16 protein-coding genes are annotated in these 14,504 nt (G+C 67.2%); 10 read left to right on the top strand and 6 right to left on the bottom strand.

Annotated features, from left to right (window positions below; all coding sequences use genetic code 11):
- Positions 1-25: 25 nt before the first annotated feature.
- Entirely contained in the window at positions 26-535 is a 510-nt protein-coding gene (locus J2X20_RS15145) for a nuclear transport factor 2 family protein (RefSeq protein ID WP_310266193.1), read from the bottom strand.
- A 150-nt stretch (positions 536-685) separates the two neighbouring features.
- Here J2X20_RS15145 and J2X20_RS15140 point away from each other — a divergent pair, with 150 nt between their 5' ends.
- From J2X20_RS15140 to J2X20_RS15130, 3 genes are all read left to right on the top strand, one after another.
- On the top strand, positions 686-1,555 hold the full coding sequence (locus tag J2X20_RS15140) for a DUF2167 domain-containing protein (protein ID WP_310266191.1): 870 nt from the start codon (positions 686-688) through the stop codon (positions 1,553-1,555).
- A 168-nt stretch (positions 1,556-1,723) separates the two neighbouring features.
- Positions 1,724-2,443: a site-2 protease family protein gene (locus J2X20_RS15135; protein ID WP_310266190.1), complete on the top strand. Its 720-nt coding sequence runs from the start codon at positions 1,724-1,726 to the stop codon at positions 2,441-2,443.
- 42 nt (positions 2,444-2,485) lie between these two features.
- A complete protein-coding gene (locus J2X20_RS15130; protein WP_310266189.1) occupies positions 2,486-3,418 on the top strand; it encodes a DMT family transporter in 933 nt (310 codons plus the stop codon).
- Here J2X20_RS15130 and J2X20_RS15125 read toward each other — a convergent pair.
- From J2X20_RS15125 to J2X20_RS15115, 3 genes are all read right to left on the bottom strand, one after another.
- Positions 3,360-5,225 (bottom strand): TRAP transporter large permease, encoded by a 1,866-nt coding sequence (locus J2X20_RS15125; RefSeq protein ID WP_310266188.1) that lies wholly within the window; start codon positions 5,223-5,225, stop codon positions 3,360-3,362. The two genes, J2X20_RS15130 and J2X20_RS15125, sit on opposite strands and share 59 nt — an antisense overlap.
- Positions 5,218-5,883 (bottom strand): TRAP transporter small permease subunit, encoded by a 666-nt coding sequence (locus J2X20_RS15120; protein WP_310266186.1) that lies wholly within the window; start codon positions 5,881-5,883, stop codon positions 5,218-5,220. Before J2X20_RS15120 ends, J2X20_RS15125 begins: the two co-directional genes overlap by 8 nt.
- 169 nt (positions 5,884-6,052) lie before the next feature.
- On the bottom strand, positions 6,053-7,159 hold the full coding sequence (locus J2X20_RS15115) for a TRAP transporter substrate-binding protein (protein ID WP_310266183.1): 1,107 nt from the start codon (positions 7,157-7,159) through the stop codon (positions 6,053-6,055).
- Between the two features lie 219 nt (positions 7,160-7,378).
- Between J2X20_RS15115 and J2X20_RS15110 the strand changes: the two genes are divergently transcribed.
- The 6 genes from J2X20_RS15110 to J2X20_RS15085 all read left to right on the top strand — a co-directional run bounded on the left by J2X20_RS15110 (position 7,379) and on the right by J2X20_RS15085 (position 11,953).
- Positions 7,379-7,915, top strand: coding sequence for a cytochrome b (locus tag J2X20_RS15110; protein WP_310266181.1), 537 nt, complete (start codon positions 7,379-7,381; stop codon positions 7,913-7,915).
- Positions 7,916-7,927: 12 nt separating this feature from the next.
- The gene (locus J2X20_RS15105) at positions 7,928-8,461 is read left to right on the top strand and encodes a YceI family protein (RefSeq protein ID WP_310266178.1); all 534 of its coding nucleotides are present in this window, start codon (positions 7,928-7,930) and stop codon (positions 8,459-8,461) included.
- Positions 8,462-8,500: 39 nt separating this feature from the next.
- Complete coding sequence (locus J2X20_RS15100) at positions 8,501-9,070, top strand: YceI family protein (RefSeq protein ID WP_310266176.1); 570 nt, start codon at positions 8,501-8,503, stop codon at positions 9,068-9,070.
- 216 nt (positions 9,071-9,286) lie between these two features.
- Entirely contained in the window at positions 9,287-10,714 is a 1,428-nt protein-coding gene (locus J2X20_RS15095; RefSeq protein WP_310266174.1) for a sensor histidine kinase, read from the top strand.
- The gene (locus tag J2X20_RS15090) at positions 10,711-11,112 is read left to right on the top strand and encodes a hypothetical protein (protein WP_310266173.1); all 402 of its coding nucleotides are present in this window, start codon (positions 10,711-10,713) and stop codon (positions 11,110-11,112) included. The genes J2X20_RS15095 and J2X20_RS15090 overlap by 4 nt, the downstream gene beginning before the upstream one ends.
- Before the next feature lie 19 nt (positions 11,113-11,131).
- Positions 11,132-11,953, top strand: a complete 822-nt coding sequence (locus tag J2X20_RS15085; protein WP_310266172.1) for a LytR/AlgR family response regulator transcription factor — start codon at positions 11,132-11,134, stop codon at positions 11,951-11,953.
- A gap of 150 nt (positions 11,954-12,103) precedes the next feature.
- Here the strand turns inward: J2X20_RS15085 and J2X20_RS15080 are convergent, their stop codons facing one another.
- Both J2X20_RS15080 and soxR read right to left on the bottom strand, forming a co-directional pair.
- Positions 12,104-12,880, bottom strand: a complete 777-nt coding sequence (locus J2X20_RS15080) for a ferredoxin--NADP reductase (protein ID WP_310266170.1) — start codon at positions 12,878-12,880, stop codon at positions 12,104-12,106.
- A 69-nt stretch (positions 12,881-12,949) separates the two neighbouring features.
- Positions 12,950-13,438 carry a redox-sensitive transcriptional activator SoxR gene (soxR, locus tag J2X20_RS15075; protein ID WP_310266167.1) on the bottom strand — a complete coding sequence of 163 codons (489 nt, stop codon included), beginning with the start codon at positions 13,436-13,438 and terminating at the stop codon, positions 12,950-12,952.
- Positions 13,439-13,468: 30 nt separating this feature from the next.
- Here soxR and J2X20_RS15070 point away from each other — a divergent pair, with 30 nt between their 5' ends.
- The gene (locus tag J2X20_RS15070) at positions 13,469-14,467 is read left to right on the top strand and encodes a questin oxidase family protein (protein ID WP_310266165.1); all 999 of its coding nucleotides are present in this window, start codon (positions 13,469-13,471) and stop codon (positions 14,465-14,467) included.
- Positions 14,468-14,504: the final 37 nt, after the last annotated feature.

The following is a 14,504-nucleotide window of genomic DNA, read 5'->3' as shown; positions in this document are numbered from 1 at the left end:
GGCTGCCCTGCGGGGCTTGGTCTTTTCAGGGCCTCAATGTGGAGTGCTGCAGAACAATCAGCCAGCGGTCGGCTACGCGCCGGTAGGCGAAGCTGTAGCGCCCAGGTCTCTCCTTGGTCTGCCCGTCGACCTGCTCGGTGAACTCGTACTCGCCCGAGCGCACCGCCGTGTCGCCGAAGAACTGCAGATTGCCGATGATCCAGCGCATGCGCGCCGTCGGTCGCTGGGCCATCTGGTCGAAGAACACCGGCACGGCTTCGCCGGAGAGCGGCACGGCCGTGTATTCGTCGTCGGTGATCAACGCGCCCGGGGCGTACAGCTGCTGCAACCGACGCGGGTCGCGGCTGTTGTAGGCGTCCTTCCAGTCCTCCAGGGCCAGCATCAACTCGTTGACGCAGTGGCTTGCGGGATCGTCGCAGCGCAGCGGCGGCGACACGACCACCTTGGGTGCCGAGGTGCAGCCGCTGCCGAGCAGCAGCATCAGCAGGCAGGCGACTGCCGTGAGCGGTGTGCGCAGCTTGTGGATCGCTTTCATGCCAGCCCCTGGTTGATGGCGCGGATTGTGAAGTGCTCGCCGGCGGCCGCCCCGTTGGGCCCTGGGTGAATCCTCCCCTCGAGGGGCATTCCCTGAAAAGGGCGACGCCCGGCGCCACCTAGACTGCGGCCCTTTTCCGAGGGAGAGCAGATGAACAAGAGCTTCCGCGGCCTGCTGGCCGCCCTGGCCGCCTGCATGGGCCTGGCCGCTCGGGCCGCCGACACGCCGCCCGAGAACCCGGCCTGGACCGAGGCCAAGGCTGTCGCCAAGGCCGGCCCGGCGGACATCGCGATCGCCGGCCAGGCCACCCTGCATCTGCCGGCCGACCGCGTCTTCATCCCCCAGCCCCAGGCCGGCAAGCTGCTGACGGCCATGGGCAACCCCGGCCAGCACACCGAACTGGCCGGCCTGGTCTTCCCCAAGGGCGAGGGCGAATGGTTTGCCACGCTGCGCTACATCGCCTCCGGCTATGTGAAGGACGGCGACGCCAAGGAGTGGAAGGCCGACGAGCTGCTGGCCAGCTACAAGGAAGGCACCGAGGCCAGCAACGAGGAGCGCAGGAAGATGGGCGCGCCGGCGCTGGAGATCATCGGCTGGGCCGAGGCGCCGGCCTATGAGGCGACCCAGCACCGCCTGGTCTGGGCCATGAGCTCCAAGGAGAAAGGTGCGCCGGCCGACGCCAACCTGGGCGTCAACTACAACACCTATGCCCTGGGCCGCGAGGGCTATCTGAGCCTGAACTTCATCACCGACCTGAAGGACCTGCCGGCCCAGAAGCCCGATGCCAAGGCCCTGCTCGGCGCGCTGGAGTTCGACAAGGGCAAGCGCTACGAGGACTTCGACTCTTCCACCGACCATGTCGCCGAGTACGGCCTGGCGGCCCTGGTCGTCGGCGTCGGCGCTAAGAAGCTGGGCCTGCTGGCCGTCATCTTCGCCTTCGTCGCCAAGTTCGCGAAGATCATCTTCATCGCCGTCGTCGGCTTCGGCGCGGCCATCACCAAGTTCTTCAAGCGCTCGTGATGCAGCCCCTCGTCCAGCCGCACGCCGCTGAACGCAGTGCGTCTGGCCGGTCCCCCGCGGGGACGCTGACGCTTGCGGCGTTGAGCCGCGAGCGTCAGCAGGCGGGCCGGCTCGGGAGCGGCCCAGCGCTCGGCCCGAAATACCGCAACGGCGGAATGGACGGCTGACATGTTCAAGCTCATCGCACTGCTGCTGTCGGGCGCCAAGCTCGGCAAGCTGCTGACCACCGGCGGGACCATGCTGGTCTCGCTGGTCGTCTATGCCTGGATCTATGGCTGGCGCTACGCGGCGGGTTTCATCGCCCTGCTGTTCGTGCACGAGATGGGCCATTTCATCGCGGCGCGCTACAAGGGGCTGAATGTCGGTGCGCCGACCTTCATCCCCTTCGTCGGCGCCTGGGTCGAACTGAAGGACATGCCCCACGACGCCCAGACCGAGGCCTTTGTCGGCCTGGGTGGGCCGCTGCTCGGCACGGTGGGCGCCACCCTCACCTATCTGATGGCGCGCTCATGGGGTGCGGACTGGCTGCTGGCCGTGTCCTACAGCGGCTTCTTCCTGAACCTGTTCAACCTCATCCCCATCTCGCCCTTCGATGGCGGCCGCATCACGGCCGTGCTGTCGCCGCGCATCTGGCTGCTGGGCGCGCCGGCCCTGGTGGCCATGTTTTTCTGGTGGCCCAGTCCCATGCTGATCCTGATGGCCGTGCTGGCCTGGCCCCAGCTCGTCAAGGCCTGGAAGCACCGCAGCGACAGCGTCGAGGCCCAGACCTATTACGCCGTGCCCGTGGCCGTGAAGTGGGAGTACGCGACCTACTACCTGGTGCTCGCCGCCTACCTCGCCATCATGTGCCACGACGTGCACGAGATGCTTGCCCACGCGCGGGGTTGACCTTCGCGGCAGGCGCAGGATGCGCCGCCTAGACTCGTCGTCATGCCCCCTTCTTCTCGGCCGCTCTGGCCCGGCCTGCTGCTGGCGGTGCTGGGCGCCATCGGCTTTTCCGGCAAGGCCATCATCGTCAAGCTGGCCTACCGGCATGGCGTCGATGCCGTCACGCTGCTGATGTGGCGCATGTTGCTGGCCCTGCCTTTCTTCCTGGCCATGGCCTGGTGGGCGGGACGGGGCAAGCCGGCGCTGACCCGGCAGGACTGGCGCGACATCGCGGTGCTGGGTTTCACCGGCTACTACCTGGCCAGCTATCTGGACTTCGCCGGCCTGGCCTATATCTCGGCCAGCCTGGAGCGCCTCATCCTCTACCTGAATCCGACGCTGGTGCTGCTGCTGTCGGTGCTGTTCTTCCATCACAAGCTGCAGGCGCGTCAGGTCGTGGCCCTGGCCATCAGCTATGCCGGCGTCGTCGCGGTGTTCGCGCATGAGCTGAGCTTTGAAGGCGCCAATACGGCCATAGGCGCGGCCCTGGTCTTCGCCAGCGCCATCAGCTATGCCATCTATCTGGCCCTCTCCGGCAAGGTCGTGCAGCGCCTGGGCTCGATGCGCCTGGCGGGCCTGGCCAGCAGCGTGGCCTGCGCCTTGTGCATTGGTCAGTTCGCCCTTCTCAAGCCCATGTCGACCTTCCTCGTGCCCGAGCCCGTGATGTGGCTGTCGCTGCTCAACGCCACCGCCTGCACGGTGGCGCCGGTGCTGATGGTGATGCTGGCCATCGCCCGCATCGGCGCGCCGCTGTCGTCCCAGGTTGGCATGGTCGGGCCCATGAGCACCATCCTGATGGGCGTCTTCATCCTCGGCGAGCCGATGAACGCCTGGATCGTGTTCGGCACGGCCCTCGTGATGGTGGGTGTCTTCCTCGTCACCGGCCGTACAGGTAACCAGGCAGCCAAAGCGTCATCCCCGGCCACACGTACATGAACACCATGCACAGGATGACGATGAGCATGTAAGGCATCATGCCCGCGAAGATCTGGTTCAGCGTCACATGCGGCGGGCTGACCCCCTTCAGATAGAAGGCCGACATGGCCACCGGCGGGCTCAGGAAGGCCGCCTGCAGGTTGACGAAGACCAGGGTGCCCCACAGCATGGGGTCGATCTGGAAGTGGGCCAGCAGCGGCAAAAAGATGGGCACGAAGATGACGATGATCTCGGTCCACTCCAGCGGCCAGCCCAGCACGAAGATGATGGCCTGGGACAGCAGCATGAACTGCAGCGGCGTCAGGTTCATGCCCATCACCCACTGCTCCACCAGGGCCTGGCCGCCGAGCAGCGCAAACACGGCCGAGAACAGCGCCGAGCCGACGAAGAGCCAGCAGACCATGGCCGTCGTCTTGGCGGTCAGGAAGACGGCCTGCTGGATCTTCTTGAAGTCCAGCGTGCCGGCCTGCCAGGCCATCAGGAAGGCGCCGGCCGCGCCGACGGCGGCCGACTCGGTGGCCGTCGTGATGCCGAACAGGATGACGCCCAGCACGACCAGGGTCAGGATGCCCAGCGGCATCACCGACGACACCAGCATGTTGAGGATCTCGTACTGCTCGGCATCGAAGCGCCAGTAGTACCAGGCCAGCAGCAGGGCCGTCAGCGCGCAGACGACGGCAAAGCCCGTGTAGAAGCTCTCCGGCACGGCCTCGGCATGGGGCGCGGCGGCGCTGCCCTCCATGCGCTCGAGGCCGCCGCCATCAGTCTTGGCGCCGGGCTCCTTCAGGGCGCCGGGTGGCTCACTGAGGCCCGAGCCTGAACCAGGCGGTTCGGCCAGGCCGCTTCCGGAGCCCGGCGGCTCGGCCAGGCCACCGCTGTTGCTGTTCGCCGGCGCTGACACCGCAGCCGGTGCAGCCGTGGGGGCCTCGGCCTTCTGCGTGTAGATGGTCACATACCACCAGGTGCTGCCCAGGCAGACCAGGGCCAGCCAGACCGGCACCAGGGCGCGCAGCAGGCCCAGCAGCAGCTGCGTCCAGCTCATGGGGGCGCCAGCCGGTGCCAGCACGGCCTTGCACAGGGCCCACAGCAGGCGCGGCGAATAGCGCTCGGCCAGCAGGGCCACGGCCGGCGAGATGGGCGCGCGCTGCTGCTCCAGCGGCAGCTGCGGAGCCACCTTGGGGTTGATGAGCGCCCAGCCGATCACATAGACCAGATACAGGAAGGCCAGGAAGAAGCCCGGGAACATGGCCGCCGCATACAGCTTGACGACCGACTGCCCGGCCACGGCTGCGTAGACGATGATCATCACGGACGGCGGGATCAGGATGCCCAGCGTGCCACCCGCAGTGATGACGCCAGAGGCCAGTCGCACGTCATAGCCGGCCTTCAGCATGGGCCGCATGGCGATGACGCCCATCAGCACGACGACGGCACCCACGAGACCGCTGGCGATGCCCCAGAAGGTGCAGATGACCAGGGTGGTCACCGCGAGCGAACCCGGCAGGCGTCGGAAGGCCAGTTGCACGCTGTGGAACATGCGGTCCACCAGCGCCCCTCTCTCCATGATGTAGCCCATCAGCACGAACAACGGTATCGACAGCAGGGTGTCGTTGTTCATCGCCCCGTAGGCGCGCTGCACCATCAGGTCGAAGATGCGGTTGCTCAGCCAGGGCTGGCCGGGATCGTAGAAGGCGACGAAGCCGAACATCATGCCCAGGCCCATCAGCGTGAACGCCGTCGGGAAGCCGAGCAGGATGACGACGACGATGAGGCTGAGCATCGTCAGGCCGAGGGCGGCATCAGTCATCGCGGTTCCCTCCGCCGAGACGCTGGCGCGCTGCTTCGTCGATGGTCTTGGCGCTCGCGATGGCTTCGCGAGCCGCGTCTTCGTCGACATGCTCGCTGGCGGCGAGCTGCTGCTCGACGACGTCGATCTCCTCGGCATCCCGGAGCCTTTCGGTCCAGGCACCGGTGCGCAGGCAGACGATGCAGCGCAGCATCTCCGACAGGCCCTGCATCAGGACCAGGGCGCCGGCGATGGGGATGATGGCCTTGAAGGGATAGACCGGCAGCGGCGTCGCGTTGAAGGTGGTCTCGTGGATGCGCAGCGAGTCGCCGAAATAGGTCCAGCCGCTCCAGGTCAGGGCCGCGACGCCTGGCAGGAAGAAGGCGATGTAGAGCACGAGGTCCAGGGCCGCCTGGGTGCGCGGCTTCATGCTGCCGTAGAGGAAGTCGCCGCGCACATGGCCGTCGTGCGCGAGCGCATAGGCGCCGCCCATCATGAAGAGGGTGCCGTAGAGCATGTTGCTGGCGTCGAAGACCCAGGCCGTCGGCATGTTCAGCGCATAGCGCTTGAACACCTCGGACACGACCAGCAGCATCAGCGCGACGATCAGCCACGCGAAGGCCTTGCCGACCCAGGTGCTGATGCCCTCGGCCGTATGAAGAATCTTCTGCACTGACATTCAAGCCCCCGAAAAAGGACACCGTGTCCAGTTACCCAGTGAAGCCGGTGGATCCGGCTTTGTCGGTCCACCTGGCTTTGCCAAGGCCAGAGGCCTTGGCCTTCGGCAGGCACAAACAGTCCTCAGGACTGTTTGTGTCCGGCCTCAGCCCCCTGAGGGGCGGGGTGGGCTATTTCCTGAAGTAGTGGTTCCAGGCCATCTTGAAATCGACCAGATAGTCGTTCTGCCATTGGCCGGCGCGCAGGGCGAAGGCGCGCTGGCTGTCCAGCACCTTCTTGAACAGCGGGTTCTCGGCCGACTTGCGGGCGATCACCTTGTCCCAGGAGTCGAGCTGGTTGCGCAGGATGGCGTCGGGCGTCTTGTAGAAGGACACGCCGGCCTTCTTCATCTCGGCATAGTCCTTGGAGTTGCGGTCGATGGCCTTCCAGCTCATGTCGGCGCTCGAGGCCTGCACGGCGTAGTCGATGATCTTCTTCAGCTCGGCCGGCAGCGCGTTGTACTTGGCCTTGTTGAACAGGATCTCGAACTGTTCGGTGCTCTGGTGGAAGCTCTGCAGCATGCAGTTCTTGGCCACGTCGGGGAAGCCGAGGATGCGATCGCTGGTGGCGTTGTTGAACTCGGCCGCGTCGATGAGGCCGCGGTCCAGGGCCGGCACGATCTCGGCGCCGGGCAGGGGGTTCACGGCCGCGCCCTGCTCGGTGTAGAGGTCCACCGCCAGGCCCACGGTGCGGAACTTGACGCCCTTCATCTGCTCCAGGTTGGCCACCGGCTTCTTGAACCAGCCATAGGGCTGGGTCGGCATGGGGCCGTAGAGGAAGGACACCACGTCCATGCTGATGGACTTGTAGATCTCCTCCAGCAGGTCCTCGCCGCCGCCGTAGTTGTGCCAGGCCAGCAGCATGTTGGGGTCCATGCCGAAGCCCGGACCCGAGCCCCACAGGGCCAGGGCCGAGTTCTTGCCGTAGTGATAGGCCACCACGCCGTGGCCGCCGTCCAGCGTGCCCTTGTTGACCGCCTCCAGCAGCTGGAAGGCCGGCACCACCGAGCCCGAGGGCAGCACCTCGATCTTGAGGCGCCCGCCGGCCATGTCATTGACCTTCTTGGCGAAGTCCTGGGCGTACTCGTGGAAGATGTCCTTGGCCGGCCAGGTCGACTGGAAGCGCATGCTGACCGTCTGCGCCGTCGAGATCATGGGGGCCGCCAGGGCGGCGCCCCCGGCCGTGGTGGCTGCTGCCGTCTTGATGAAGCGGCGGCGCGCGCTGGGTTTCTGGGTCATGGGCTTGTCTCCATCGGTGATGTTGGAATGCGCCTCGAACAGAACCTGCGACCGGGCGCTGGCCGCTGCCTGACTGTCTGGCTGCACGGCAACGGTGCGCAACTGGGTCAAACCCACGGGATTGCATCCGACGCCCCAGGGCTGTTCAAAATCGCTGAACATTGGCGACAACACGAATGAACCGCTCCCGGGTCTGCCGGGAACACACTGCGAGCCCATATGAGCCCTGCCACCCGCTACACCCCCATCGCCATCGCGCTGCACTGGTTGCTGGCCCTGGCTATCGTCGGCGCCTTCTGCGTGGGCCTGTACATGACCAGCCTGCCGTTCTCGCCGACGCGGCTCAAGCTCTACAACTGGCACAAATGGGCCGGCGTCACCATCCTGACCCTGTCGGCCCTGCGCCTGCTGTGGCGCCTCACGCACCGGCCGCCGGCCGACATCCCCATGCCGGCCTGGCAGCTGCGCGCCGCCCATGTCACGCACCAGCTGCTTTACGTGCTGTTCTTCGCCGTGCCTTTGTCAGGCTGGGCCTATAGCTCGGCGGCGGGCTTCCCCATCGTCTGGTTCGGCGTGCTGCCGCTGCCGGACTTCGTAGGCAAGGACAAGGAGCTGGCCGAGACGCTGAAGCTGGTCCACCACTTCGCCGCCTATGGCCTGGGCCTGCTGGTGGTCGGCCATGTGGCCGCTGCCCTCAAACACCAATTCGTCGACCGCGACGGCCTGCTCGCTCGCATGGGCCTGGGTCGCGCCTGAAGAAAGGACCTCATGAAACGCCTGCTCTCCGCACTGCTGGTCGCCACCAGTGCCCTGGCCGCCCAGGCCGCCACGCTGCAACCCGAGAAAAGCGACCTCAGCTTCACCTTCAAGCAGATGGGCGTGCCGGTGGACGGCAAGTTCAAGAAGTTCGAAGCCCAGCTGGACTTCGACGCCAAGAAGCCCGAGGCCGGCAAGATCGCCTTCACGGTCGACCTGGGCAGCGTGTCCCTGGGTGACGCCAGCTTCGACGCCGAGCTTGCCAAGGCGCCGTGGTTCGACACCAAGCGCAACGGCAAGGCGACATTCGTATCCAGCGGCATCAAGCCGACGGGCCCCGGCAAGTACGACGTGGCCGGCAAGCTGACCATCAAGGGCGCCGCCCGCGATGTCGTCGTGCCCATCACGCTGGCCTCTGGCGTGGCTGCTGGCAGCGTGGCCATCAAGCGGCTGGATTTCAAGATCGGTGACGGCGAATGGGCCGACACCTCCATGGTTGCCAACGATGTGACCGTCAAGTTCAAGTTGGCTTTCGCCGGCCTGTAACCTCCCACCCCTCTTTCCCCACCCCCCGGAGCCCTCACGATGAAGAAAGCCCTGTTGCTCGCCGCCCTGATCGCCGCCGTTGGCGCCGCTCAAGCCCAGAGCGCCACCTATGCGATCGACCCCAGCCACACGGCGGTCACCTTCGAAGCCAAGCATTTCGGCACCAGCACCCTGCGCGGCCGCTGGGACAAGAAGGAAGGTTCGGTCACGCTGGACAAGGCCGCCAAGACCGGCAAGGTCGAGTTCACCATCGACATGGCGTCCCTGACGACCGGCACGGCGCCCTTCGACGGCCACCTGAAGAGCAAGGACTTCTTTGCGGTCGAGGAGTTCCCGACGGCCAAGTTCGTCGGCGACAAGTTCACCTTCAACGGCGACAAGGTTGCCAGTGTCTCCGGCGAGCTGACCCTGCGCGGCAAGACCAACCCGGTCACGCTGACGGCCACCGGCTTCAACTGCTACGAGAACCCGCGCCTGAAGCGCGAGGTCTGCGGCGGCGACTTCGAGACCACCATCCAGCGCAGCCAGTGGGGCATCACCTATGCGCTGCCGGCCGTCACGCCGGACGCCATCCACCTGCTGGTCCAGGTCGAGGCCATCAAGCAGTAAGGTCGTCGCCGCCTCCCCTTCAAAGCCCGCCTCTGGCGGGCTTTTTGCTGGGCCAGCCGTGAACTATTGCCAGCGCCGTCACAGCGCCGTCACGCCAGGCGGCGCGGACTGTCGCGTGTCCATGCAGTTCGTCCCCCGTCCCGGCCGGAGCGTCGCTTCGGCCCCACAGCGCCCGCAGTGCCTGCTTACAGTGGCCCCAACGACGACAAACCGGCCATGACTCCCACCTTCTCCCCCAGCCCCCAGCAAAAGCTCTGGATCGAGCGCTGGCAGCGTTTTTCCGCCGCGGTGGTGCGGTATTTCCACATCTACGCCGGCTGGCTGGTCGGCATCAGCTGGAAGCGTTTCGTGCTGCTGTCCCTGGCGCTGCTGATCGGCGTCAACGTGCTGAAGAACCTGCCCCCTTTCACCTGGCGCATCAGCGAGCAGGTCGAGGACCATGACCATGGCGCCGAGCGCCGCAAGGCCAAGGCCGAAGCCGAAGCCAAGAAGGCGGTCGAGCAGGCGCGCAAGGCGGTCGAGAAGGCGGGCAAGAAGGAGGCCGACAAGGGCGTCCACTACGAAGTGAAGATCGACGAGCGCGGCGTGCGCATCCAGCCGGTGCGTCCCGCCTCGGCGGCCAGCGCCGTCGACGACAACGGCGAGCCCAAGGCCGATGAGGCCCCGGCCATCTCCATCGACTTCCCCAAGAGCGCCCGTCCCGAGGACATCCGCGCCGCCATCGACCAGGCCAAGGAGCAGCTCAGCCAGCTCAAGCAGGAGGCCGAGGAGGTCAAGGAAGCCCAGGAGGCCGCCACCGAGGCGCAGGCCGCCCTGCAGCAGGCCGCCGAGGAGGCCAAGGACGCCCAGAGCCGCCGCCGCGTCACCATCGTGCATGCCGGCGACTCCCTGGTCGACCTGGCCATCCTGTGGATCCTGGCCTCGGCCGTCATCAAGGCCATGTACAAGGGCCGCATCCAGGCCGAGGTCAAGGCCGCCCAGGCGGCCGAGAACGCCGAGAGCGAGGCCTTGAAGCGCCAGGTCATCGAGGCCCGCATGGCCGCCATGCAGGCCCAGGTCGAGCCCCACTTCCTGTTCAACACCCTGGCCAGCATCGACCACCTCATCGAGGTCGACCCGCCGCGCGCCAGCCAGATGCAGAAGAACCTCATTGCGCTGCTGCGCGCCTCCATGCCGACGATGCGCGAGGCCAATGCCACCGGCAGCCGCGACCTGGGCCGCGAGCTGGCCGTCATCCGGCCCTACCTCGAGATCCTGAAGGTGCGCATGGAAGAGCGCCTGCAGACCGAGATCGACGTGCCCGAGGGCCTGCTGTCGGCCGAATTCCCGCCCATGATGATCCAGGGCCTGGTCGAGAACGCCATCAAGCATGGCCTGGAGCCCAAGGCCGAGGGCGGCAGCCTCAAGGTCAAGGCCGAGATCGTGCACGGCAAGCTGGCCGTCACGGTGGCCGACACCGGCCTGGGCTTCGGCCGCGCCGCCACCAGCGGCACCGGCGTGGGCCTGGCCAACATCCGCGAACGCCTGCAACTGCTGCATGGCAGCAAGGCCAGCGTCACCGTCACCGAGAACCAACCCAGTGGCACGGTCGTCACCATCACCGTGCCCTATCGCAGCCGCAACGACGAAGGAGCCGCAGCATGAAAACCTTGTTCAAGATCCTCTTCATCGGCACCGCGCTGATGGTCCTGATGGCGATGTTCGGCGGCTTCGCCTTGCTGCACCACCATGGCCCCGACATGCACATCGTGCTGGATGACGGCGAGTTCTTCCTCGGCGGCAGCGATTTCGGCGACTGGCTGGGCGCCAGCATCGGCCTCTTCGTCGCCGCGGTGGTCTGCATCGTCGTCGTGCCCCTGGTGCTGCTGCTCGGCGTGGCCCTGCCCCTGCTCATCGTTGGCGGCGTGATCGCCCTGGTCATCGCCAGCCTGCTGGGCGTCGGTGCCGTGCTGGGTTCGCCGCTGATCCTGCTGGGCCTGCTGTTCTTCGTCGTGCTGCGCAACCGCCGCCGCGCCAACGCCGCCCGCTCGACGCCGGTCTGAGCTAGTAGCATCGTCGGCCATGAGCAATGCAACCATCCGCGCCGTTCTGGCCGACGACGAAAGACTGATGCGCGAGCAGCTGCGCGCCCGATTGACCGAGGTCTGGCCCGAGCTGGACATCGTGGCCGAGGGCAAGAACGGTCTCGAGGCCGTCGAGCTGACCAAGGAGCACAGGCCCGACATCGTCTTCCTCGACATCCGCATGCCCGGTCTGACGGGTGTCGAGGCGGCCCGCCAGATCGCCCAGCTGCCCGACGACGACGACTGGCTGGTCCCCGAGATCGTCTTCATCACCGCCTACGACCAGTACGCCGTCGAGGCCTTCGAGCAGGGCGTGGCCGACTATGTGCTGAAGCCCGCCGAGCGCGAGCGCCTGCAGCTGACCGTGGCCCGCATCAAGAAGCGCCTGGCCCAGCGCGAGGCGCCGTCCAGCGACTTCAGCGACAGCGCGCCGGTACCGCTGCAGCAGTTGCTGCACAAGCTGTCCGGCCAGATGAACCCGGGCGCCAAGCCGACCTATCTGCAGTGGATCCAGGCCACCGTCGGCCAAGCCATCCAGATGATCCCGGTCGAGGACGTGCTGTTCTTCATCAGCGACGAGAAGTACACCCGCGTGCAGACCGCCAAGATCGAGGCCCTGATCCGCAAGCCCATCAAGGAGCTGGTGGACGAGCTCGACCCGCAGGTCTTCTGGCAGATCCACCGCTCGACGCTGGTCAACGCCCGCGCCATCGACGGCATCACCCGCGACTTCCGCGGCCGCCAGCTGGTGGGTGTGAGGGGCCTGACCGAGAAGCTCGAGGTCAGCCGCAGCTACACGCACCTGTTCAAGGGCATGTAGGGTGCTTGCATTAGGGCCGAGCGCCGGGCCGCCCCAAGCCGGCCCGCGCTGGCGATGTGCGAGCGGCTCAATGCCGCTTGCATCGCCGTCCCCTCGGGGGACCGACTAGGCTTGCCCGCGTTCAGCGCGGCAAGACTGGGCGAGGGGCGCCTATTTCTCGACGAAGGCCCGCTCGATGACGTAGTCGCCCGGCGTCGTCGTGCTGCCTTCCTTGAAGCCGCGGATCTCCAGCATCTCCTGCATGTCCTTCAGCAGGGCCGGGCTGCCGCACAGCATGATGCGGTCGGTTTCGGGATTCAGCGGCGGCAGGCCCAGGTCGGCCTGCAGCTTGCCGGTCTGGATCAGGTCGGTGATGCGGCCCATGTTCTTGTAGGGCTCGCGCGTGACCGTCGGGTAGTACAGCAGCTGCTCGCTGGCGTACTCGCCCAGGAACTCGTGCTGGTGCAGGTCGACGGTGAGGTGGTCGTGATAGGCCAGCTCGTTGATATGGCGAACGCCATGCACGACGACGACCTTTTCGAAGCGCTCATAGGTCTCGGGGTCGCGCGCGACGCTGATGAAGGGCGCCAGACCCGTGCCGCTGCCCAGCAGATAGAGGGTCTTGCCCGGCAGCAGGTAGTCGATCAGCAGCGTGCCGGTGGGCTTGCGGCCGACGATGATCTTGTCGCCCGGCTTGATGTGCTGCAGCTTGGACGTCAGCGGGCCGTCCGGCACCTTGATGCTGAGGAACTCCAGCTGCTCCTCGTAGTTGGCGCTGACGATGCTGTAGGCGCGCAGCAGCGGTTTGCCCGTCTCCGTCTTGAGGCCGATCATCGTGAAGTGGCCGTTGGAGAAGCGCAGGGCCTGGTCGCGCGTCGTCGTGAAGCTGAACAGGCGGTCGGTCCAGTGGTGGACGGTCAGGACGGTTTCTTCGTGAAAAGCACTCATGGCGGTGTTTTTGGCGGGTTAACCCGGGTGATTTTCGCCGGGAAGTGACTGGCCACCGTCGCCAAGGGGTCAACTACCGGTTTCGATGCGCAGAAGCCTGGCCCCGGCCCCCTCGCCGCGCTTGACGTCCTCGGGGTTGTAGAGGGCGCAGGCCTTCAGCGACAGGCAGCCGCAGCCTATGCAGCCCGTCAGCCGCTCGCGCAGCTGTTGCAGGGCAGCGATGCGCTCGTCCAGCAGCGGCGCCCAGCCGGCCGAGAGGCGCGTCCAGTCCGCCTTGGTGGGCGTGCGCCCCTGGGGCAGGGTGGCCAGGGCCGCCTTGATCTGAGGCAGCGTCAGCCCCACCACCTGGGCGGCGCGGATGAAGGCCACCCGGCGCAGCACATGGCGAGGGTATTGGCGGTGCCCGCCGCTGCTGCGGCTGCCGGCGATCAGCCCCTCGGCCTCGTAGAAGCGCAGTGCACTGGTTGCCACGCCGGCGCGCTTGGCCAACTGGCCGATGGTCAGCGGCGCCTTCGCCAGATCGGGGCTTGACTTCAAGTCCACTTCAACTTCGAGCATGACGCCATATTCCCACAACCGAGGCCCCCCATGCTAATGAAGACCGCCACGCCGGCGCCCGCCACCCTGGCCCAGTTGCACCACCTGCTTGATGCCGGGGCCGCGCTGTCGCCCACCTATCGCGGGCGGCTGAGCAACCACTTGCCCATGGCCCAGCAGGCCTTGCTGGAGCTGGGCGCCTCCGCCGCGCGGCTGCAGGCCTGGAGCGAGGGTTACGAGGCCCACCTCGAGCCGCGCGTTGCCGCCCGCCCGGCCAGCATCACCGTTCACCGCGACCTGGGGCGGCCGGACAGCGAGGTCGCCTGGCAGGCCCATTTCGCGGCCCGTACTGCGCAGGACGGTGCGGCCGCAGCGCTGCGCGAGGCGCTGCCGCTGTTGCTGCCCGGTACCGGTGCCATTGCCTTTCATGGCCTGATCCGTACCGGCCATGCGGTGCTGGCTGGCCACGAAGGCGAGCTGGCCGCCGGCCTGGCCCACTGGGCGGCCCATTTCCTGCCGCTGCCGACGACGGCCGACGGCCCGCCGCTGGAGCTGGCGGACTGGCTGCAGGTCCTGCGCCAGCTGCCGCGCCCCGTCTACCCGGCCGGCGGCCTCATCACCGACCGCATGCAGGCCTGGGGCAATACGCCGGACTTTGCGGCCGTCGCCGGCCGTCTGCGCCACGGGCCGGACACGCTGCGCGAGCTGGCGCTGTTGGCGGCGCGCACTTATGCAGCGACCGGCAACTTCACAGTGCTGCACCTGTTGACTGGCAGCCATGCGATGTCGGTGCTGGAGCCCTGGTGGCCGGCGCCCGAGCTGGCCCCCAGCTTCAGCATTGCGGCAGCGGCTGGCCTGCTGGCCAGCGGCGCCGAGCCGGCATGGATGCTGGACCGCCCGCCCAGCCGCCCTTGGCCGGCGCTGCTCGCAGCGGCCTGCGAGCAGGACGACGCCCATGTCATCAAGCTGACCCACGCCGCCTGGCGGCTAGGGCGGCGCTGGCCCGACCCCGCCTGGCGCCGGGCGGTGGAGCGTGCCATTCCATTTTGATGGAGATTGATTCCAGTAAACAGGAAATTCCAGTAAA

It is taken from the genome of Roseateles saccharophilus, from assembly GCF_031458095.1.
Classification (GTDB): Bacteria; Pseudomonadota; Gammaproteobacteria; order Burkholderiales; family Burkholderiaceae_C; genus Pelomonas; species Pelomonas saccharophila_A.
The sequence above is the reverse complement of the archived record's forward strand: the minus strand, read 5'-3'. Positions and strand labels throughout refer to the sequence as shown.